We start from the raw sequence: 21,700 nt of genomic DNA, 5'->3' as shown, positions 1-21,700 counted from the left end.
ATTAATTTAACAAGTATAATTATTATTTAACCTTATTTATTTAACATTTAACACTATTTCAGTGATATTAGTGGATATTTTTTGAAATACTTACAAAAAATTTATAATGAAATTTTTGTAAGAATTTTTAAAAAAATGTTATTTAAAGAATACATTATTTTAATTAGTTAATTTTTTCATAAATTTTAAAAATATAGTACTATATCACTATATACCATTGACATTCAATATAAAAATTTTATAAATAGTTAAAAAAATTAGTTCAATTAGAGCTAAAATAAAAATATCCTATTTTTGTTTTAAAATTTAGCACATGCTTCAGAAGAACTTTTCAGGATATATTTTCGAAACCGGAACAGATGAAGCCGGACGAGGATGTCTGGCAGGACCAGTTACAGCTGCTGCCGTAATTTTGCCTGCCAATTTTGAAAATGAATTTTTAAATGACAGTAAACAATTATCAGAAAAGACAAGAGAATCTTTAAAACCTATTATTGAGGAAAATGCTGTCTGCTTTGCCGTAACCCATTTACATCCGGATGAAATTGACGAAATAAATATACTTAACGCTTCTATGAAAGGAATGCAGGAATGCATTTTAAAATTAAAACAACAGCCCGAATTTATAATTGTAGATGGTAATCGCATGTTAAATGCAAAATTAGGACTCAAAAATACTTGTGGAAAACAATTTTCGGCATCTGAAATAGAATTCTTAAAATCGATTCCGAATCAAAGTATCATAAAAGGTGACAGTAAATTTTTAAGTATTGCTGCAGCTTCTGTACTCGCAAAAACATATCGGGACGAATTCATGAACGAAATACATAAAGAATTCCCAATGTACAACTGGAAACAAAACAAAGGCTATCCTACCAAAGAACATCGTGAAGCCATTAGGAAGTACGGCACTACAAAATATCATCGAATGAGTTTCAGGCTTTTGCCGGAACAATTAGAACTGGATTTTTTAGAACAATAAAAAAGGCTTATCGATTTGGATAAACCTTCTGAGTTTTGAAGTTGTGTTTTTCTAAAACTGATATTTATATCCAAAATCAGCCGAAAAACCAAAGAACAGCAATTGTGTCGTTTTTTAAACGAATTCTGCTTCAAACAAATTTGTCAAATGTTTTATTATTTTTGATTTCACTTCTTCCTCATCTACTTTTTCAGTGCTAAGTTCGACGTTTAGTGAAGTAACCGCTTTTCCCCGAATACCACACGGAATAATGTTATCAAAATAACCTAAGTCTACATTTACATTTAAAGCGAATCCATGCATGGTCACCCAACGCGAAGCCCGTACACCAAGTGCGCATATTTTACGTGCAAATGGAGTGCCAACACCCAGCCAAACTCCTGTTTCGCCATCACTACGCCCACATTCCAGACCATATTCTTTTAAAGTCAGGATAATGCATTCTTCAAGAAAACGCAGGTATTTATGAATATCGGTAAAGAAATTTTCAAGATCTAAAATGGGATACCCAACAATTTGCCCGGGACCATGGTATGTAATATCACCACCACGATTGATTTTATAGAATGTCGCTCCCTTGGCTTCGAGTTGTTTTTCGTTTAACAGCAAGTTTTCCAGATAGCCGCTTTTCCCTAATGTATAAACATGCGGATGTTCTACAAAAAGTAAATAATTTGGTGTCTCTAACTCAAGTTCTTCTCTTCTGTTTTTGATTTTTAGGTCGACTATATCCTTAAAAAGTTCTTCCTGATATTCCCAGGCTGCTTTATAGTCTTTCTGACCTAAATCCTGAAGTTGAATTTTTTTATTCATTTTAATTATTTTTCAAACTCTACTTCTAAATTAAACTTGTCAGGATTCTCTATATAATCCGTAAAAGGGTATTGAATTGTGATTGTTTTTCTATCGTCGCTAAACAAAGCATTGGGATTGGATACTTTTTTGATCTTTTTCGGGAAGTGATATTTCAAAATATAATTGGATGATGCAAAAATCATTTTAGACATATCTGGTGAAGCAGAAGTGTCTTTAGCTTTTTCATCCGGTTTCTTTTGATCTATTACTGAAGTCCGGGTAAATTTCTTTCCACTGTACGTATAATTTAATTTACTGTTATTATTACCAAAACTACCCCCAAAAGGAGCTGTAGCCGCTGTACTCTTTTCTAATTTTTGAAAAGCACTCAGCGTTTGCAATATATCCTGTAATTCATTGGCATTTTTAAAATCAGTGGATACTGTCATTAGAAACTCTTTCTTTTCAGTACTCATTTTAGTGTGAACTATATAGTTTTCAACTTTTTTAAGTTCTTTTTGCATTTCCGGAGAAAGTTTGGCAATACTGTCTTTTTTATCTTCCAATAATTGTTTGAATGTAAAAGTAGAATCAATACTTTTTGTGGCATCAGTTCCCATTTGCTGGCCAATCTGATCGCCGGCCATTGCCATTAAGGAAGAACCATCCATATCTACTGAGAACTTTCCGGTTCCGTTATCGTTTACATAAATGTTTTCAGTGAAAGTACAGCTTGTAAGTGCTGCCAGTAAAAAAGAGAAACTAAGTAATTTGTATAATTTCATTTTCGTTAATTTTTATCAAAGATACGAAGTCTATTCAAAAAATAAATTGGTTTGTTAATGGTTATTTTATTCCAAAACTACTTCTAAATTAGTGCTCTCCGGATTTTGCAAATAATCAGAAATTTGGAATTCAAGTGTTAATGTTCTTTTATCAGAACTGATGAGTGATTTTTCATTTGAAACAGTTTTTATATCTTTTGGAAAATTATATTTTAATGTATACGATTGCATAGCTTTATATTTAGAAAACATTACTTTTCTTGCTTCAGACTCTTTTTTTTCCTGATCAAATTTTTCCTGATCTGTTATTATTACATTTCTTTTAAAAGTGGTTCCGTCAAAATTGTATTTTATGGTAAAAAATCGTTTTTGTACGGGATAATTTTCTTTTAAGGAATTCGATAAACCAAGACTTAAATACAGGTCAGGTATTTCTTCTAATTTCTTAAAATCAAAAGAAACTACATTAAAATTTTCCATTTGAACCGGATCAGTTTTTATATGCATTTTAACATTGGCATGCTCCTGAAATAGTGCCTGATCCGATTTACTAAATTTCACAAAAGTGTCCTTATATTTTGTGATATAATCCTGAAAAATAAAGATTGTATCCCTGAATTTTTCAGAAGCAAAATGATTTCTTCCCATCTGCATAAAACTATTTTCATCACGAAGGCTATAGATTTCAATGGTTCCGGTTCCGTCCTGATTGATGTTGAGGGTTTCTGTGATTTGACATCCTGAGAGTAAAATTAAGAGTAAAAAGGGTTTTATTAAGTTCATTTTTTGAAGTTCTAAGATTCTGTGTTGCTAAGATACTGAGGTTTTTATTTGGATTTTTTTACAGAAATAATATTTTATCGTCTTTTTTCATTCTGCGGGAACAACAATATTGCGCAGAGCAGTCCAACTAAAATATATTTTGAGAACTAAAAATTTCTAATCCAGCCCCGATAGAAATGAAAATCCTTTTGTGCCGGTGTTTGGCATAAAAGATTGAAATGCATAGCGGGACAAAAGGTGATTGAAATACCATAATTTTCTGCTTCAAAAAACCTTGATACTTAGGGTTGAAACTTGAAACAAAAATTTTATCTTTGCACTCTTAAAAACGAGCACAAAATGGCATTATCAGAACAAGAAATCATCAGAAGAGAAAAACTTCAAAACTTACGCAACTTAGGAATCAATCCTTATCCGGCTAATCTTTTTCCTGTAAACCATACTTCGAAACAAGTGAAGGAATCTTTTGAAGAAGGTAAGAAGGTAATCGTTGCAGGACGTTTGATGAGTGTTCGTGATCAGGGAAAAGCTTGTTTTGCTGAATTGCAGGATAGCGAAGGGCGTATACAATTGTACGTGAATCGCGATGTTTTATGTGAAGGTGATGACAAAACTTTATACAACACCGTATTTAAAAAACTGACCGATTTAGGAGATTTTATTGGTATTGAAGGAGAATTGTTCACTACAAAAGTGGGAGCACAATGTATTCGTGTTGACGGATTTACTTTCTTGAGTAAAACTTTGCGTCCGCTGCCTTTACCAAAAGTAGATGAAGACGGAAACGTACACGATGCTTTTAATGATCCTGAATTACGTTACAGAATGCGTTATGTAGATTTAACTGTGAATCCGCAAGTTAAAGAAAACTTCATCAAACGTACGAAGTTGTACACTGCTATGCGTGGTTATTTTAATGATGCAGGATATCTGGAAGTTGAAACTCCGGTTTTACAGTCAATTCCCGGTGGTGCTGCAGCACGACCTTTTACTACGCATCATAATTCGCTTGATATTCCGCTTTACATGCGTATTGCAAACGAATTGTATTTGAAAAGATTAATTGTTGGTGGATTTGAAGGTGTTTATGAGTTCTCGAAAAACTTTAGAAACGAAGGTATGGACAGAACGCATAATCCTGAATTTACCGCAATGGAAATATATGTAGCCTACAAAGACTACAACTGGATGATGGAATTTGCTGAAGGTTTGCTTGAGCATTGTGCAATTGCAGTAAACGGAACCAGCGAAGTAACTTTTGGTGAACACCAAATTAACTTTAAAGCGCCCTATGCTCGTGTTACCATGACAGATTCTATCAAACATTTTACAGGTTTTGACATTTCAGGAAAAAGCGAAGACGAATTATTTGAAGCTGCGAGAGGAATGGGAATTGAAGTTGATAAGACAATGGGGAAAGGAAAATTGATTGATGAAATTTTCGGCGCTAAATGCGAAGGAAATTATATACAGCCTACTTTCATTACAGATTACCCTAAGGAAATGTCTCCGTTGTGTAAAGAACATCGCGATAATCCTGAACTTACTGAGCGTTTTGAATTAATGGTTTGTGGTAAGGAAATTGCCAATGCTTATTCTGAATTAAACGACCCGATTGATCAGCGTGAGCGTTTTGAAGACCAAATGCGTTTAGCAGAAAAAGGCGATGACGAAGCAAACGGCATTATCGACGAAGATTTCTTAAGAGCGCTTGAATATGGTATGCCACCAACATCCGGAATGGGGATTGGTATGGATCGTTTGATTATGTATTTGACTAATAATGCCTCTATTCAGGAAGTTTTATTGTTTCCTCAAATGCGTCCGGAGAAAAAACAAGCTCAGATTGAATTGTCTGATGAAGAGAAATTTATAGTAGATTTATTAAAAGAAAATGAAAATAAAATGGATCTTCAGCAATTAAAAATTACTTCAAATTTAAGTGGTAAAAAATGGGATGCTTCTATGAAAAATTTATCAAGACACGGTTTGACTAAAGTGGCTGTTGAAGGTGATTTTAAATTTGTGGAATTGATAAGTTAGTTTTCAATCCATAATATTTATAAAAAAGAGCTTCAAATTGAAGCTCTTTTTTATTTTATTGTTTTTGGCTTTCTAAATAGATAACCAATTCATCAACATTTGTAAAAGGGTTTAAATTAAAAACTTCAGCACCTTCATTATCATCAATTACGGATAATCTAATTTTTTCTGCATTCGATTTGGCATTTGCTATTTTATCCTTTAGAATCGAATAATGTTTAAAATTATTTTTTTCATAACTTTCCATTCCAATACATTTCTTTAGTTCTCTTTCGAGTTCTGCTTCGGAAGCAAAAGCTTTTGTTGAATTTTTGTAATGAAATAGAAACCATAATTCAAAACAAATGCTTGAAAAAATTACATCGGCATTTTTATTAGAAGCAAGTTTAAAAACATCACCTCTTTTTGGAAAATTATCATGATCAAAAACTACAAATATTTTTTCAAAACCATCTTTTTTGGCATTTTTTAAAACATCCGTTACATCACCTTTACAATCAATTACATTTACAGCTATAGTTTTAGGCAAACCCAAATCTTCCTTTAGTGCATTAAAGTAATTCTTTTCCGTTAAGCCTTCACAAAGAATTAAAACTTTTTCCTTAAATGATCTTGTTTTAAAATTATTAATTGGTCTTTTAGCCATAATTAAGAATTTATAAATTCAATCAATTCATGCCTAAAAGTTTCCTTTGCAATATTTGGAACAGCACCTAGCCTTCCCTCTGTATACCATTTTTCAAAATTTCCTTCTCTAATTCCTTTAATATCTGATACAGTATATAGCTCTGTTTCTCCTTTTGAATTTTTCTCAACTAAATTGATTTGATCTCTTCGTAAATTATTTTCAGGACTTAATAGAGTTGTATCGTGAGTAGCAAAAATAAATTGCGCGCCTTTAATGTTTATTTTCGGGTCGTTAAACAATCCTAATATATATTGTGCAATTTCAGGATGCAAACTTCTTTCAAATTCATCTACGATAAATATGCCTCCATAACTTAAAGTTAAAAAAACTAACGGGATAAATGCAATAACTCTTTGTGTACCAGAAGACTCATCATCAAACTCAAATTCAATCTTTTCACCATTGGCATCTAAATGAAAGGTTTTAAACTTTCCATTTTCCTCTTCAAAATCAACAACTTGTGTATCTATTTTTTGAATTAATGATTTAGATAATTTCAAAATTTCTTCATCCATAAAAACAGAAGTACTTTCTTTTTTATTAAAATTATCAGAATGAAGATTATCCGTTGTGAGTGTGAGTAGCATCGAAATTTCCAAATAAACGATTTTCGCAATTTTATTATTTTCAGTCGAAGCTTTACTTAAAAATAGCTGATTTTCTGTTGTACGCAATTTTATACTCTCAAAAATTCCTTCATAACCATTTCCTTTACTGAAATCTTTACGGAATCTTTCAAAAACCTTCACTTTTAATCCTTTTGGATAACTAAAAAGAGATTCATATAAGACCTCATCCCGAGTAATTTCAATAGTATATGTGTACAAAACATTATAAATTAACAAATCAATTGAAAAAGATGATGAATTGTTAATATTATTATTGAGTTTAAAAGGATTAAACAATAAAATAGAATCATTAGGTTTATTATCAGTTGAAGTTCTTACATACTCTTTGAATTCATATAAAGCTCTAATAATATTACTTTTCCCACTTGCGTTAGGCCCATATATAGCTGCAGAAGTTAAACCGTAATAATCTTTATTTTTACTAGCTTCAGGATTTGTCCTCTTGATTACGTTTACTGGATTTTTTAAATCACTAGGAATCATCGACAATTCAACCATTTGATTAATAGATCGAAAATTTGACACTCTAAAGTTTAACAACATCAGATAAGGGTTTAATTTGTAAATATTATACAAATATACATTTTATTTGCACTTAAAAACCTTAAGAAGCAATTAGTTTTTAATATGTCAAAACGAATACTTCTCCAATTTCTTCCCTTCAATATCCAAAACCTTTGTATTCTCTTTTGGGGCTCTGCCAGTCAATTCTTGCTTAACAGATGGATTTGACGGATATTTGCCATCCTTCATTTTTACAATATAAAATTTTCCTCCATTTTCAAATATCAGATCATAGAATTTTTCAGTGGATGAAGTTGTAATGTAAATCGGAAAATCGGTTATCGTAAAAGAATTAATTACACTTCCGTCATTATTAAGAATATAGCCTGAACAGCCACCGCTTCCGCAGAAATAGGAATTGGAGAAACCAATAAAATACTCGTCTTTTTTATCGTTGTTTAAATCGAAGGCTTCGTAGTAAAAAAATCGATTTTCTTTTGTCATTACAGGTAAATCTTTTTTCAGCAGAACATTTAACTGTTTTCGAATCAGTCCGACAGTTTTATCATCTTTTGCCGGAGCATTGCTTACATCTGCTGTGCCTGCAGCGGTTTTTGATAATGTGTCTTCGGCTATTGTTTTGATTATATTGGATTGTGTTTTTTCTTTATTTTGGCATCCACAAAACATCAAAACTGCAAATGCAATTAAAAATGCATTTTTCATAATGTTACTTGTTTATAATTGGTCACTTAAATTTACAAATAATAAAACCCAAAAACTATCATTTTCTAAACCAATAATGCTGCTTTATTTTCAATATCCTTTTGATTTAACAGTGATTTTATATTATTAAAAGTGATCAGGGCAATCTGCGTTAATGCTTCGTTGGTAAAAAACGCCTGATGAGCCGTAACCAGAACATTAGGAAAACTCATCAATCGCTGAATCGCATCGTCCTGAATAATATCGGCTGATAAATCCCTGAAAAAGAGTTTTTCTTCCTGTTCGTAAACATCGATTCCGAGATAACCTATTTTACCTTTTTTAAGGCCTTCGATTACACAGGCGGTTTCAATCAATGCTCCTCTACTGGTGTTGATGATCATAACGCTGTCTTTCATTAAAGCAATTGATTTTTCATTTATCATGTGTTTGGTTTGCTCGTTTAACGGACAATGAAGGGAAATAATATCGCTTGTTTTAAAGATAGTTTCCAGGGATACAAATTCAACTCCGTCCTTTTCCATTTCAGGATTTGTCACAATATCATACGCGAAGACTTTGCATCCAAAACCTAAGGAAATTTTAGCAAAAGCTTTTCCGATATTTCCCGTTCCGATGATTCCTATTGTTTTCCCAAATAAGTCAAAACCTAATAATCCGTTCAGGGAAAAATTCTGCTCACGTACCCTGTTATAAGCTTTGTGTGTTTTTCTGTTTAAAGTTAAAATCATTGCCATAGCGTGTTCTGCAACTGCCTGTGGAGAATAGGCAGGAACGCGGCAAACTTTTATATTGTACTTTTTGGCTGCTTCTAAATCGACATTATTAAAACCGGCACAACGCAAGGCAATAATTTTTACTTTCTTTTCAGCCAAGTGCCTGATCACAGTTTCATTGACAATATCATTTACAAATACACATACTATTGAAGCATTTTCAATTAAAATTACAGTTTGTGGATTCAGTTGTGTTTCGAAGAAATCTAATTCGAAACCAAAATCAGTATTGTATTTATTAAAAAAAGTTTTATCATAAGCCTGGGTTGAAAAAAAGGCAATTTTATTTTCGTTTGGTTTCATAATATTTGGGGAGTTTAAAATTTCTTCACCCTCTAAATTTAAGCAATTACAACTCAAGTCTATTATAAAAACTTAGCCGTTTCATATTCAATCTGTTAAATAAAATACAATTATAAATATTCAATTAAACCTAATGAATTTAATACTGTCTAAATGCTATAACCTTAAAAGAAAAAAATCATGAAAAAATTATTTATTGCGGCTTTATTATTGGTTGGAATAGCAAGTTTCGCACAAGATGGCGATATGGATAAAAAACCAGCTCGTGAGCAGAGAGAAAGATTAACCCCTGAACAGCGAAATGAAAAACAGCTAAAAAAAATTACGACCGAGTTGAATTTAAATACTGCACAGCAAGAACAGGTTAAATTATTTATAGCTGAAAGAAGTGCTAAATCTGAAAAGTTAAGAGAAGCCAGAAAAGGGCAAAAAGAAAGTGGTACTAAACTTAGTGCCGATCAAAAAGAAGCTTTCAAAAAAGAAATGATTGCAGAAAAAGAAACCACTGACGCTAAAATGAAAGGCATCTTAACTACCGATCAATATTCTAAGTGGAAAGCAAATCAGGAAGAAAACAAAGATAAAATGCGAGAAAGAATAAAAGAACGCAGAGATAACAAAATTTAATAATAAAAAGAGGCCTTTAAGGTCTCTTTTTATTTTAAACAGTTAGGTTGATTGGCAGGAATTAAACTTATTACTAGGTATAAAAATGATTTTTTTTTACTCTAAAACCCGATTAACCTGCGAGAATGTCCTTTCGTAATACGATTCTTTGGTTGATGAAACCATTACACCTCCATGTGTTGAGGCATGAACAAATTTAATTTCTTCCTCTGTTACCTCAACTACCATTCCGACATGGTTGATCTGGCTTCTCCCGTTTGTTTTAAAGAAAATCAAATCTCCTTTTTGAGCTTCTTCTGTGTTGACCTTAATACCAATTCTGGATTGTTCCAGAGAGGTTCTTGGCAACCTGATAGCAAAATTGCCAAAAGTAGCATACATCAATCCGGAACAGTCAAAGCCTGCTTTTGATGTTCCGCCAGAACGATATCGAGTTCCAATATTATCTGTAGCATTATAAACCAATTGATCAATAAAATCGGAATAGTTAGCAACTTTTACTGTTCCAGAATCCACTTTTACAACTGAAGTTTCTGATTTTATGATTGGATTGTTTAACGTTTTATCCGGAGTAGCGACTGGTGGATTTGCTTTTTGATGTGCCAAGGCTTTTTCTTTTGAAGTCAGTATTTTCAATTTATATCCGACAGGCAGTTTAGTTTTAATTTCAGGATTTTGCATTTCTAATTCGGCAACTGTGATTCCGAATTCCTTTGAGATAGAGTATTTGGTTTCTTTAGGCTGGACTTCCCTTATAACCTCAACGTTTTCAACTACAACTGTATTTCCTGGAGGTGTTTGTTTTGTAATCTGATCACTGCTTATTGGAATATTGATTATTTGTCCTATTTTTAATCCTTCGGTATCTAAGGAAGGATTTGCTTTTTTTAAATCTTCGACAGTAACTTTATATTGTTTGGAAATTCCCCAAAGTGTTTCTTTCACTAAAACTTCATGTGAATCAGTATTTTTAACTATAACGTTCTCCTTCGGTTTGATTGCAGATTGATTAGATGGAATTAATAAAACCGAATTTAATTTTAAAATTTTGGGTGCATCAGGATTTGCGTTAGAGATATCTTTCGGCTTAACTCCATATTTCTTTGCGATGCTAGTAAGGTTGTCTCCTTTTGAGATGGTATGTCTGATATAATTTTCCTGGGAAAAAACACTAACACTAACAAACAAGAAGATAAAGATTAACCTAAAAATCATTATTGGGGGAATTTTAATTGCTACTATTTCTTTTCTCTATTTTAAACTCGAAAAAGAAAACAATATTACTACAAAGGCGAATTTAACTTTTTAAAGTAAAAAATGCACGTTTTTTAACAACTAATTTACCTCAAACAGGCAACCTTAAAATTGTTTTACTGTTAACTTAAAATTTTCGTGTGAGTTATGATTTTAATTATTTCATGAAATTTATACCAAAACGCAATCTTTAAAACTGAAGCCTTAGCCCAGATGGAAGCGGTATCCTTTTGTTTTTTTCTTTAAAAAACAAAAGATATAGCGGACAGCTGGAAATAGCTCCTAATAAAAAAACGCCCTGTTTTCACAGAGCGTTCTTAAAGTATATAAATTAAAGATTAAGCTTTTCCGGCAGCAATTAAGTTTAATGCTGAACCTGCAACGAACCAGCCAATCTGACCAGCGTTGTACGTATGATTAGCCAAAATGATATCTTTTGAACCATTTTCGTGAACGAATTCCAGCGTTAATGGTTTCCCTGGAGCAAATTCTGTTAAATCAGTGAAATTGATTGTGTCATTTTCCTGAATTTTATCATAATCTGCTTCGTTAGCGAAAGTCAATCCTAAAAGGCCTTGTTTTTTAAGGTTGGTTTCATGAATACGGGCAAAAGATTTTACCAATACCGCTTTAACTCCCAGAAAACGTGGCTCCATTGCTGCATGCTCACGGGAAGAACCTTCACCATAATTGTGATCTCCCACAACAATTGATGGTACTCCGGCTGCTTTGTAAGCACGCGCTACAGCAGGAACTGCATCGTAAGTTCCGGTTAATTGATTTTTGACAGAGTTTGTTTTTTGGTTAAAAGCATTTACGGCACCAATTAGCATATTGTTTGAAATATTATCTAAGTGTCCACGGAAACGCAGCCATGGTCCAGCCATAGAAATGTGGTCTGTAGTACATTTTCCGAAAGCTTTGATTAACAATTTTGCACCTGTAATGTTTTTACCATCCCAGGCATCAAATGGAGCTAATAATTGCAAACGTTCTGAAGTTGGACTTACTGCAACCTGAACTCCTGAACCATCTGCAGCCGGAGCCTGAAAGCCCGGATCTTCAGCGTAGAAACCTTTTGCAGGAAGTTCATCTCCTGTTGGAGCTTCAAGCATTACTTCTTCTCCATCTTCGTTGATTAATGTATCTGTTAAAGGGTTGAAACCTAAATCTCCTGCAATGGCCATAGCGGTTACCAATTCCGGTGAACCTACGAAAGCCAAAGTGTTTGGATTACCATCTGCACGTTTGGAGAAGTTACGGTTGAAAGAGTGAACGATTGTATTTCTTTCTTCTTTCTCTGCACCTTCTCTATCCCACATACCAATACAGGGTCCGCATGCGTTAGCGAAAACCGTTGCTCCAATTTTATGGAACGTTTCAATAAATCCATCTCTTTCAATAGTAGAACGAACTACTTCTGAACCAGGAGTTATTGTAAATTCAGATTTAACTTTTAAGTTTTTATCCGCAACTTGTTTTGCCAATGAAGCTGCACGTGCAATATCTTCATAAGAAGAGTTGGTACAGGAACCTATTAAACCTACCTGAATTTGCAATGGCCAGTTATTTTTAATTGCTTCTTCTTTCATTTTAGAAATTGGAGTAGCTAAATCCGGCGTAAACGGACCGTTTAAGTGCGGCTCTAATTCAGTTAAATTAATTTCAATAACCTGATCAAAGTATTTTTCAGGATCAGCATACACTTCAGGATCTCCGGTTAGATAAGAAGCAATTTTATCTGCAGCATCGGCAACATCGGCTCTGTTTGTAGAACGCAGGTAACGCCCCATTGAAGCATCGTAACCAAAAGTTGAAGTTGTAGCTCCAATTTCGGCTCCCATGTTACAAATAGTACCTTTTCCGGTACAAGACATAGAAGTGGCACCTTCACCAAAATATTCAACAATAGCACCGGTACCACCTTTTACAGTAAGGATACCGGCCACTTTAAGGATTACATCTTTAGGAGCTGTCCAGCCCGATAATTTACCGGTTAATTTTACTCCGATTAATTTTGGGAATTTCAGTTCCCAGGCCATACCTGACATAACGTCTACAGCATCAGCTCCACCAACACCAATCGCTACCATTCCTAAACCACCTGCGTTTACAGTGTGAGAATCGGTACCAATCATCATTCCACCCGGGAAAGCATAATTCTCCAATACTACCTGATGAATAATTCCGGCTCCCGGTTTCCAGAAACCAATTCCGTATTTATTTGAAACGGACGATAAGAAATCAAAAACTTCATTGCTTTGTGTTTTTGCTCTGGCCAAATCGGTTGCAGCATCTACTTTAGCCTGAATCAGGTGATCACAATGAACCGTTGTTGGAACAGCCACTGTTTTTTTTCCGGCATGCATAAACTGCAATAATGCCATCTGAGCCGTTGCATCCTGACATGCTACGCGATCGGGAGCAAAATCAACATAATCTACTCCTCTTCCAAACGCCTTTGTTGGATTTCCATCCCAAAGGTGATTGTATAATATTTTTTCAGTTAAAGTAAGTGGACGACCAACTATTTCTCGTGCCTTATCAACACGCCCGGGCATGTTGTCATACACTTTTTTAATCATTTCTATATCAAATGCCATAATTGTGTAATTGTTTTTGTTTATTTTTTTGAACATTCTAAGATACAAAAAATTGAGCAGGTACTAATAAAAAAGCCTGAGTTTATCACTCAGGCTTTAGAATTTATGATTAAATTATCATTTGGCTTATTGCACTAATAATTTATGAGAAGGTGCAAACTTAGTTAGGTTAATACCTTCTACTGCCGTTACATATTCCTCTATTGTAGGAGTTCGTCCCAATATTGTAGAAAGGACTACAACAGGTGTTGATGAAAGCAATGACTCTCCTTTTTTACCTTCCGCATCTTCTACTACTCTTCCCTGGAAAAGGCGGGTCGATGTTGCCATTACAGTATCTCCTTTAGCCGCTTTTTCCTGATTACCCATACAAAGGTTACAACCTGGACGCTCTAAATACAGCATGTTTTCGTATTCTGTACGTGCTGCACCTTTAGGCACATTATCGTTGAATTCGAAACCTGAATATTTCTGTAAAACTTCCCAGTCACCTTCTGCTTTAAGCTCATCTACAATGTTATAGGTAGGAGGTGCTACAACTAATGGTGCCAAAAATTCTACCTTCCCTTTTTGCTCTTCGATATTCTTAAGCATTTGAGCAAGAATTTTCATATCGCCCTTGTGAACCATACAAGAACCTATAAATCCAAGATCTACTTTTTTATCTCCACCATAGAAAGACAAAGGTCTGATGGTGTCGTGGGTATATCTTTTAGAAACATCATTATTATTTACATCCGGATCAGCAATCATTGGCTCTGAAATCAAATCAAGATCAACTACAACTTCAGCAAAATACTTGGCATTTGCATCAGGAGTCAAAGCTGGTTTCTCACCTGTTTTGATCTCTGTAATTCTCTTATCTGCTTTGTTGATCAATCCCTGAAGAACATGTTTTTCATTGTCCATTCCTTTATCGATCATGATTTTGATTCTGCCTTTTGCAATCTCTAATGACTCCACCAAAGTATCATCTTCAGAAATACAAATTGAAGCTTTTGCCTTCATTTCAGCAGTCCAATCCGTAAAAGTAAAGGCCTGGTCAGCGGTAAGCGTTCCTAAGTGAACCTCAATGATTCTACCCTGGAATACGTTTTCACCACCAAATTGCTTAAGCATTTGAGATTGTGTAGCATGAACAACATCACGGAAGTCCATGTAACTCTTCATTTCTCCCTTGAAAGTAACTTTTACAGATTCCGGAATTGGCATAGAAGCTTCTCCGGTAGCAAGAGCAAGAGCAACTGTTCCTGAGTCAGCACCAAAAGCAACACCTTTTGACATTCTTGTATGCGAGTCACCACCAATAATGATAGCCCACTCGTCTATTGTAATATCATTAAGTACTTTATGAATTACGTCTGTCATGGAATGATAAATGCCTTTTGGGTCACGAGCCGTGATCAAACCGAAGTCGTTCATGAATTTCATTAATTTTGGAATGTTTGCCTGCGCTTTTTTATCCCAAACCGAAGCAGTATGACAACCTGATTGGTAAGCACCATCAACGATTGGAGAAATTACCGTAGCAGCCATAGACTCCAATTCCTGAGCGGTCATCAAACCTGTAGTATCTTGCGATCCTACAATGTTAACTTCAACACGAACATCAGATCCTGCGTGTAATATTTTACCCGGAGTTGTTCCAACTGCATTTCTGTTAAAAATTTTTTCAACGGCTGTAAGACCTTGCCCTTCAATAGTAACTTCTTTTGACGGAGCAAATACAGTAGGAATATTGATTTCTAAAAGTTTACAGGCAAATGTTTGTATTTTTTTTCCAAATACAATCGCGTAGGAACCACCGGCTTTAATAAATTCCAATTTCTGAGGCGTGAATGCCTTAGAAATATCGATCAATTCCTGATCGCCATTATATAATTTTTTCTTTTTTGTGTTTATTGTAAGAACAGTTCCCGTAGCAACAGAATAGGTTTCTTCTAAAACTGGATCACCACTTTCATTACGAATTGTATTACCGTCTGAATCTAATTTTTTAACCCAGTTTTTAAGGTCAATACCAATACCACCAGTAACATCAACAGTAGTAAGGAAAATTGGAGAAATACCATTTGTACCTCCCACAATCGGAGCAATATTTACGAATGGAATATAGGGACTGGCTTTTTTGCCTGTCCAAAGAGCCACGTTGTTTACACCTGACATTCTTGATGAACCTACACCCATTGTACCTCTTTCAGCAATCAACATAACGCTTTTATCAGGATGTTGTGCCTGAAGTGCCTTAATTTCGTCCTGTGCCTGAGGCGTAATCATACATTTACCGTGCAATTCACGATCTGAACGGGAGTGAGCCTGATTTCCTGGAGACAGTAAATCTGTTGAGATATCTCCCACACCAGCTATAAAAGTTACAACTTTAATTTCTTCCGCTATTTCTGGTAATTTTGTAAAAAACTCAGCCTGTGCGTAACTTTGAACAATCTCTATTGCGATTATATTACCGCTTTCAAACGCAGCCTTAAGACGGTCTGTGTCTGCATCATAAAGATAAACTTGTGTCTTAAGCACTTTTGCTGCTTCTTTTGCAATTGCAATATCATTCCCTAAAGCCAAATCAAGTAATACTTCAATCGAAGGACCACCTTTCATGTGTGATAATAATTCAAAAGCAAAAGCAGGAGTAATTTCATTTACTACAGATTCACCTAAAATGATTTCTTTTAAAAATTTTGCTTTTTCGCCGGCCGCACTAGTCGTTCCGGGAATAGTATTGTATATAAAAAACTTCAGAGAATTTTCTCTGTATTCATTACTTACATCTTTAATTTGAGCAATAATTACACTTAACAAATCGGCACCATCAATTGGTTTCGGGTTAAGTGCTTGTTCTTTACGCTCTTCAATTTCCTTTAGGTAATCTTTGTAAATAGTATTATCAAAAGCCATAGTAAATTAGGTGTTTTTGTTTTTTGTTCGCAAATGTAGAAATTAAAGCTGAGAATTAAAAAAAATATAATAGATGTCGCTTTCTGGAAAATTATTATTGCAAAATAATGATTTCTACTACTGTTTGTTGTCAAAAATTCAGTTTTACATCAAAATAATAAATTATCAATAATTTAAAATCTTTTCCTTAACAAAGTCGAAATTATATGTTACAAACGAAATTGAATTTTGATGCTTTTTGGATAAGAATACTTCTAAATAAGTATTTATAACGTTATAGTTAATTATGAAAAACAATTTTTATACGTAAAACTACTTAAAATAAAAAAAAATGCAATTTTCTGCTGCAATTCAAATATTCTATTAACTTTGCAATTCAAAGTACTTTATAAAAAATATAACTATGAAAAACAAATTAGAAATTTTAGATGACTATTTTCGGAAACCTGGGGTAAAAATTAGTATTGCTCTTACCCTCTTCAACGCCATTCTTCTTATCACTTCTTTAATTGGAATCAAATTAGAATTTCGCTCACTTGAACAACTGCCTATAATCAGTTTAATCATTGAATTCATTTATGGAACAGTTCTTTGTTTTTTAACATTAAAAAACAAAGAAAAACACCTTCACCTAATTCCGTTTCTAATGCTAAATTGGTTTATTGGGTGTTTTTGCCTTAATACTTTCCTATCCGTTTTTGAAGATTTATCTATTTGGGTGTATGTAGTTACACTTATGTTTTGTATTTCTAATTTCTTTATTTATCAAAATACGGAACAGAAATACGTCTCCACTATTTCGTATTTTATAAACGGATTATCTTTTAGCCTGATTATTTATTTTACCATTTATCTTATTCCGATTATGCCTTATTCTTTCATTTGCATTATAGCCCTTGGAATGGGTTTTTACGGTTTGGTTCCAGCAATTACACTGGGAATCCATACCGTAACTTTATTTCTTATTTATCAGAAAAAAAGAAGCTATTTTCTTTCGTTTGGCATCGGATTCTCAATAATACTGATTAGCTTAATTACATTTATAGTGGGCTTAAATTTAGAAAGTGAAAAAATAGCCCGAAATACTATTACCAAATCATTTGATTCAAACCAAGATTTACCTAATTATATCACTATTTCACAAAATCTGAAACCCAATTTCTGGAATGAGATTTTATTAAAAAAAGACATTGTTTACACTTCAAAGGATAACTTTTTTGAATTTAGAAGTTTTAATTCTTTAGGCAATAGTCAGTTCAATGAAAGAAAAATTCACAATCCTTTTATTACGATTGCTTATCTTTTTTGCAATGATCTTAACTTGAGTGCAGATGACAGAATAAATATTTTAAAATCAAATTTTGACAAACGACTGGAAACCGAAGAACAATTGTGGAGCGGTGAAGATTTATTTACCAAAAACATCAAAGAAGATGTAAAACTCTATCCCGAAACACGATTGGCTTATACAGAAATTACAATGGATATTGCATGCCAAAAAGAATCATGGCAAGATAAGGAAGCTATTTATTCGTTTCAGCTTCCCGAAAATTCTGTTGCTACATCATTATCTTTATGGGTAAACGGTATTGAAAGAAAAGGTATCCTCACTACAAAAGAAAAAGCAGCAAAAGCTTATAAGCAAATTGTTGGCATTGAAAGTCGTGACCCGTCCTTAATGCAATGGAAAGAAGGAAACAAAGTAGTTGTCAGAGTTTTTCCTGTAAATTTTGATACACCCAGAACATTCAAATGCGGATTTACAACTCCTTTAAAAGTCGAAGCTAACCAAATGAAATACCAAAGTCTTTCTATAAAAGGTCCGAATATTTCAAACGCAGAATCGCTTTCCAGAATTCAGATAGTTGGAAAATCAAAAGTGGAAACTGATAAAGATTTTGAACTAAAAAACAATTATTACATCAACCAATCAACCGGACTGAATAACTGGGAAGCGACTATCCCTTACAGTAAAAAACTATATTCTAATTCTTTTGTCTGGAAAGAAAAAGTCTATGAGGTAAAAGATATCCAAAAAACTACAGTCCCTTTTACAGCATCTGAAATCATTTTGGATCTGAATAGTAATTGGAAAACCCGGGAAATAGAATCCATATTAAACTTAAAAGAAAAACTCTTTTATATCTATACAAATAAAGAGAAAAAGCCAATCAACATAAAAAACTATAAAACTGTTCAGGAAGAATTTGACGGTTTGCATTACTCTTTATTACCACTTTATAAATTGAACCCAAACTGTTTAATTATTACCAAAAGCGGTACATTTTCAGCCAATTTTGAAGAACTTGAAAATTCTGATTATTTGAAAAAAATAAAATCGGGAACTAAGGATAGGCATTTAAAAGTGATTAATATTTCATCAGAAATCAATCCGTTTTGGCAGACTGTTAAAGAGCAGAAATATGTTGATTATTTTCAAACTAGCTTAAAAAACAGCTTGAATCTTATTACAAACAATCAATTTGTTTTATTTGAAACAGAAGAAAACTCAGTAAATATTGAGAGTGCGCATATTTCAATTAAAGAAAGTACTAAAACGAGTTCATCAAAAAGCACAGGTCCAAATCATATATTCAGAATGTATGCTTTTGGAAAAGTTTTGGAGGAACAAGTAAAAATTCAGAATGTTTGTTTATCACATAATAAATACGAAACATTTTCGAAAGATACTGCCAGCGCTACAGCAATTTCTGTAGATGAATTCCGTAAAGAAAATATCAAAATTCAAAATGATTGCTCACTCTATAATAAATATGTGAATTTAGCAAAAGACGCGAATATTGTAACCCCTATTTCCTCTTTAATTGTCTTGGAAACTGATACCGATTATAAAAACAACGGTATAGAAAAAAATGTATATACTTTAGGAAATGCTTCAATAAACAATGATGGCGCTGTGCCTGAACCACACGAATGGCTGATGATTATCATTGGTGCGACTACATTATTTTTCTATTATCGAAAAAATAAAAAGCAAACCATTTAATGAAATTCCCAATAATACCCTATAAAAAAGAAAGTATCGTTTTGATTATTGCCGTGCTTTTGGCGATGAACTATCCTATTGTTGTTATAGCATTAGACAGCAACTTTTTTGGTGTATTCTTTTCTATGGTATTATTTCTTACAGCGGGTAGAAGAACTACTCTAAAAATGAGCTACCCGCTTATAGCAATGATTATCATATTAGAATTCATCAGCTATCGTCTGCACACAAAAACATTACATTTTCAGGCTTTATCGTTATTTATATGTTTAATCTATTATAGTTTTACGCGAAAATTCTCGTTCATTGCTTTTATCTGTCTCTTTTTATTTTCGTCTGTTTTTGATCAGTTATTCAATTATCTTACTGTCGAAATCAAACAGGAGCTTTGTTACAATGTATATTTGACTTTGAGAAACTTCATTGAAATTGAGAAAATAGAAGGCGTAAATTTCTACATCAACAACAGTAAAATATCGGTAGATACGGCTTGCATGGGTTTATCCATGTTCAAAACAGGATTACTTATTGGTGCTTTTTTATTGACTCTGGAAGAACGAAAATATCAAAAATTTTTCAGTATAATTCAAATTTTACTGTTCTGCCTGTTATTGGTTGTATTGAATATAATTTCGAATTACTTTAGGATCATCACCTTGATTTTATTCAATTGTACCGAAGAAAATGCATTACATCACACAATCGGAATTATTTGCCTTCTCTTTTATCAGATTCTGCCAATGTTGCTTTTGATTCGATTTTTTAAACCTGGAACAAAACAAATTATTGAAAATTCAATTTCACCTAAACTCTTACCAGTAATCATAACAACAGGAATATTATTCATAACCAGCCTTGAAATTAAAAAAGAACAAACTCAAAACATTCTGGAAAATCTAAACCCAAAATACAACATTCATAAAGGGATTTGGATAAATGAAGAAGTCTTTAAAATCTCAACTGTTGAAAAATTAACATATATTAAAACACCTGCACATAAACCTCTGATTTGCTGGACGGGAAATGGTTATAAAATAATTGAATCTAAAAAAATCACCCGAAATAATGAAGAAATTTGGTTTGTAAAAATAGAGAAAGGCGATGTTAGATATTTTTCTTATTGGTGGTATGAATGTGGAAATAAAAAATATACCTCACTTATAGAGGTGCTAACCATAAAACTCTTTTACAACAAACCTGTGCGTCTGATCAATGAAACAAGCAGAACAGAATTCAATAAAAAAACCTAACAGTTTTAAAAGCTGTTAGGTTTTTTTATATAGCATTTCAGTTTTTACATTAACTTCTGAATGATAATCTCTTCTGTAATACCTTCAGCATCTGCCTTGTAGTTTTTAATAATTCTGTGACGCAAAATTCCGGTTGCAACCGCTTTTACATCTTCAATATCCGGAGAAAACTTACCATTAAAAGCGGCGTGTGCTTTGGCAGCCAAAATTAAATTCTGCGATGCCCTTGGACCAGCTCCCCAATCTAAATAATTTCTTACAAAATCATTTGAAAGAGGATTATCAGGACGGGTTTTACTTACTAAAGTAACTGCGTATTCAATTACATTATCTGCTACAGGAATCCTGCGGATCAAATGTTGAAAATCAATAATTTCCTGTGACGTGAACAATGGATTTATTGTTGTTTTTATATCAGAAGTAGTTTGTTTTACCACCTGGACTTCTTCGTGAAAACTTGGATATTCCAATTTTACGGCAAACATAAAACGATCTAATTGCGCTTCCGGAAGAGGATATGTCCCCTCCTGTTCAATTGGATTTTGGGTAGCCAATACAAAATAAGGCAAATCCAGTTTATGATTTTCTCCTGCAATTGTAACTGAGCGTTCCTGCATCGCTTCTAATAAAGCGGCCTGCGTTTTTGGTGGCGTTCTGTTAATCTCATCAGCAAGGATTATATTAGAAAAAATAGGGCCTTTTATAAATTTAAACTGTCTGTTTTCATCTAAAATTTCACTGCCTAAAATATCCGATGGCATTAAATCCGGAGTAAACTGAATTCTTTTAAAATCTAAACCCAAAGCTTGTGACAATGTATTTATCATTAAGGTTTTTGCTAAACCGGGAACACCAATCAAAAGAGCATGCCCTCCGGAAAATATACAAAGTAAAATTTGATCTACTACTGCATCCTGACCTACAATGATTTTTGCTATTTCTGTTTTTAATTCATTACGTTTCTGAACTAAATTATGAATTGCTGCTACATCCGACATTTAAATATGTTTTTAAATTAAAAAAGAGTTAGTTCTA

The 21,700-nt window shown here is 33.2% G+C and carries 16 protein-coding genes; 5 read left to right on the top strand and 11 right to left on the bottom strand.

Annotation, left to right across the window (positions count from 1 at the left end):
- Positions 1-313 precede the first annotated feature (313 nt).
- Complete coding sequence (locus ABI657_RS06295; protein WP_348096392.1) at positions 314-982, top strand: ribonuclease HII; 669 nt, start codon at positions 314-316, stop codon at positions 980-982.
- Positions 983-1,096: 114 nt separating this feature from the next.
- On the opposite strand, the gene lipB is transcribed toward ABI657_RS06295, so the two are convergent.
- The 3 genes from lipB to ABI657_RS06280 form a co-directional block, all read right to left on the bottom strand.
- Positions 1,097-1,795 (bottom strand): lipoyl(octanoyl) transferase LipB, encoded by a 699-nt coding sequence (gene lipB, locus ABI657_RS06290; protein WP_348096391.1) that lies wholly within the window; start codon positions 1,793-1,795, stop codon positions 1,097-1,099.
- Between the two features lie 5 nt (positions 1,796-1,800).
- Positions 1,801-2,562 (bottom strand): hypothetical protein, encoded by a 762-nt coding sequence (locus tag ABI657_RS06285; RefSeq protein ID WP_348096390.1) that lies wholly within the window; start codon positions 2,560-2,562, stop codon positions 1,801-1,803.
- Positions 2,563-2,628: 66 nt separating this feature from the next.
- Positions 2,629-3,345: a hypothetical protein gene (locus ABI657_RS06280; RefSeq protein WP_348096389.1), complete on the bottom strand. Its 717-nt coding sequence runs from the start codon at positions 3,343-3,345 to the stop codon at positions 2,629-2,631.
- 339 nt (positions 3,346-3,684) lie between these two features.
- Between ABI657_RS06280 and lysS the strand changes: the two genes are divergently transcribed.
- Complete coding sequence (lysS, locus tag ABI657_RS06275; RefSeq protein ID WP_348096388.1) at positions 3,685-5,388, top strand: lysine--tRNA ligase; 1,704 nt, start codon at positions 3,685-3,687, stop codon at positions 5,386-5,388.
- Between the two features lie 55 nt (positions 5,389-5,443).
- Here lysS and ABI657_RS06270 read toward each other — a convergent pair whose 3' ends face one another.
- From ABI657_RS06270 to ABI657_RS06255, 4 genes are all read right to left on the bottom strand, one after another.
- Positions 5,444-6,034 carry an RloB family protein gene (locus ABI657_RS06270; RefSeq protein WP_348096387.1) on the bottom strand — a complete coding sequence of 197 codons (591 nt, stop codon included), beginning with the start codon at positions 6,032-6,034 and terminating at the stop codon, positions 5,444-5,446.
- Between the two features lie 2 nt (positions 6,035-6,036).
- Complete coding sequence (locus ABI657_RS06265) at positions 6,037-7,230, bottom strand: ATP-binding protein (RefSeq protein ID WP_348096386.1); 1,194 nt, start codon at positions 7,228-7,230, stop codon at positions 6,037-6,039.
- A 105-nt stretch (positions 7,231-7,335) separates the two neighbouring features.
- Positions 7,336-7,935, bottom strand: coding sequence for a hypothetical protein (locus ABI657_RS06260; RefSeq protein ID WP_348096385.1), 600 nt, complete (start codon positions 7,933-7,935; stop codon positions 7,336-7,338).
- Positions 7,936-8,000: 65 nt separating this feature from the next.
- Positions 8,001-9,014, bottom strand: a complete 1,014-nt coding sequence (locus ABI657_RS06255; protein ID WP_348096384.1) for a 2-hydroxyacid dehydrogenase — start codon at positions 9,012-9,014, stop codon at positions 8,001-8,003.
- Positions 9,015-9,194: 180 nt separating this feature from the next.
- Here ABI657_RS06255 and ABI657_RS06250 point away from each other — a divergent pair, with 180 nt between their 5' ends.
- Complete coding sequence (locus ABI657_RS06250) at positions 9,195-9,641, top strand: hypothetical protein (RefSeq protein WP_348096383.1); 447 nt, start codon at positions 9,195-9,197, stop codon at positions 9,639-9,641.
- Positions 9,642-9,737: 96 nt separating this feature from the next.
- Here ABI657_RS06250 and ABI657_RS06245 read toward each other — a convergent pair whose 3' ends face one another.
- The 3 genes from ABI657_RS06245 to ABI657_RS06235 all read right to left on the bottom strand — a co-directional run bounded on the left by ABI657_RS06245 (position 9,738) and on the right by ABI657_RS06235 (position 16,408).
- A complete protein-coding gene (locus ABI657_RS06245; RefSeq protein ID WP_348096382.1) occupies positions 9,738-10,856 on the bottom strand; it encodes a LysM peptidoglycan-binding domain-containing protein in 1,119 nt (372 codons plus the stop codon).
- Positions 10,857-11,233: 377 nt separating this feature from the next.
- On the bottom strand, positions 11,234-13,498 hold the full coding sequence (locus ABI657_RS06240) for an aconitate hydratase (RefSeq protein WP_348096381.1): 2,265 nt from the start codon (positions 13,496-13,498) through the stop codon (positions 11,234-11,236).
- Between the two features lie 126 nt (positions 13,499-13,624).
- The gene (locus ABI657_RS06235; protein ID WP_348096380.1) at positions 13,625-16,408 is read right to left on the bottom strand and encodes a bifunctional aconitate hydratase 2/2-methylisocitrate dehydratase; all 2,784 of its coding nucleotides are present in this window, start codon (positions 16,406-16,408) and stop codon (positions 13,625-13,627) included.
- 403 nt (positions 16,409-16,811) lie between these two features.
- Here ABI657_RS06235 and ABI657_RS06230 point away from each other — a divergent pair, with 403 nt between their 5' ends.
- Positions 16,812-19,415, top strand: a complete 2,604-nt coding sequence (locus ABI657_RS06230) for an XrtN system VIT domain-containing protein (protein ID WP_348096379.1) — start codon at positions 16,812-16,814, stop codon at positions 19,413-19,415.
- Positions 19,415-20,665, top strand: coding sequence for an exosortase N (xrtN, locus tag ABI657_RS06225; RefSeq protein ID WP_348096378.1), 1,251 nt, complete (start codon positions 19,415-19,417; stop codon positions 20,663-20,665). The genes ABI657_RS06230 and xrtN overlap by 1 nt, the downstream gene beginning before the upstream one ends.
- Before the next feature lie 44 nt (positions 20,666-20,709).
- On the opposite strand, the gene ABI657_RS06220 is transcribed toward xrtN, so the two are convergent.
- Complete coding sequence (locus ABI657_RS06220; protein ID WP_348096377.1) at positions 20,710-21,663, bottom strand: MoxR family ATPase; 954 nt, start codon at positions 21,661-21,663, stop codon at positions 20,710-20,712.
- Positions 21,664-21,700 lie beyond the last annotated feature (37 nt).

Origin of the sequence: Flavobacterium sp. (assembly GCF_039930565.1) — a bacterium.
GTDB lineage: Bacteria > Bacteroidota > Bacteroidia > Flavobacteriales > Flavobacteriaceae > Flavobacterium.
This window is presented reverse-complemented; position numbering and strand designations above follow the sequence as displayed.

Excerpts from the sequence above, each read along its gene's own strand:
- ABI657_RS06250 (WP_348096383.1), top strand. The coding sequence starts at position 9,195 with ATGAAAAAATTATTTATTGCGGCTTTATTATTGGTTGGAATAGCAAGT.
- ABI657_RS06230 (WP_348096379.1), top strand. The coding sequence starts at position 16,812 with ATGAAAAACAAATTAGAAATTTTAGATGACTATTTTCGGAAACCTGGG.
- ABI657_RS06245 (WP_348096382.1), bottom strand. The coding sequence starts at position 10,856 with ATGATTTTTAGGTTAATCTTTATCTTCTTGTTTGTTAGTGTTAGTGTT.
- ABI657_RS06255 (WP_348096384.1), bottom strand. The coding sequence starts at position 9,014 with ATGAAACCAAACGAAAATAAAATTGCCTTTTTTTCAACCCAGGCTTAT.
- ABI657_RS06270 (WP_348096387.1), bottom strand. The coding sequence starts at position 6,034 with ATGGCTAAAAGACCAATTAATAATTTTAAAACAAGATCATTTAAGGAA.
- ABI657_RS06280 (WP_348096389.1), bottom strand. The coding sequence starts at position 3,345 with ATGAACTTAATAAAACCCTTTTTACTCTTAATTTTACTCTCAGGATGT.
- ABI657_RS06240 (WP_348096381.1), bottom strand. The coding sequence starts at position 13,498 with ATGGCATTTGATATAGAAATGATTAAAAAAGTGTATGACAACATGCCC.
- lysS (WP_348096388.1), top strand. The coding sequence starts at position 3,685 with ATGGCATTATCAGAACAAGAAATCATCAGAAGAGAAAAACTTCAAAAC.
- ABI657_RS06260 (WP_348096385.1), bottom strand. The coding sequence starts at position 7,935 with ATGAAAAATGCATTTTTAATTGCATTTGCAGTTTTGATGTTTTGTGGA.
- xrtN (WP_348096378.1), top strand. The coding sequence starts at position 19,415 with ATGAAATTCCCAATAATACCCTATAAAAAAGAAAGTATCGTTTTGATT.
- lipB (WP_348096391.1), bottom strand. The coding sequence starts at position 1,795 with ATGAATAAAAAAATTCAACTTCAGGATTTAGGTCAGAAAGACTATAAA.
- ABI657_RS06220 (WP_348096377.1), bottom strand. The coding sequence starts at position 21,663 with ATGTCGGATGTAGCAGCAATTCATAATTTAGTTCAGAAACGTAATGAA.
- ABI657_RS06295 (WP_348096392.1), top strand. The coding sequence starts at position 314 with ATGCTTCAGAAGAACTTTTCAGGATATATTTTCGAAACCGGAACAGAT.
- ABI657_RS06235 (WP_348096380.1), bottom strand. The coding sequence starts at position 16,408 with ATGGCTTTTGATAATACTATTTACAAAGATTACCTAAAGGAAATTGAA.
- ABI657_RS06285 (WP_348096390.1), bottom strand. The coding sequence starts at position 2,562 with ATGAAATTATACAAATTACTTAGTTTCTCTTTTTTACTGGCAGCACTT.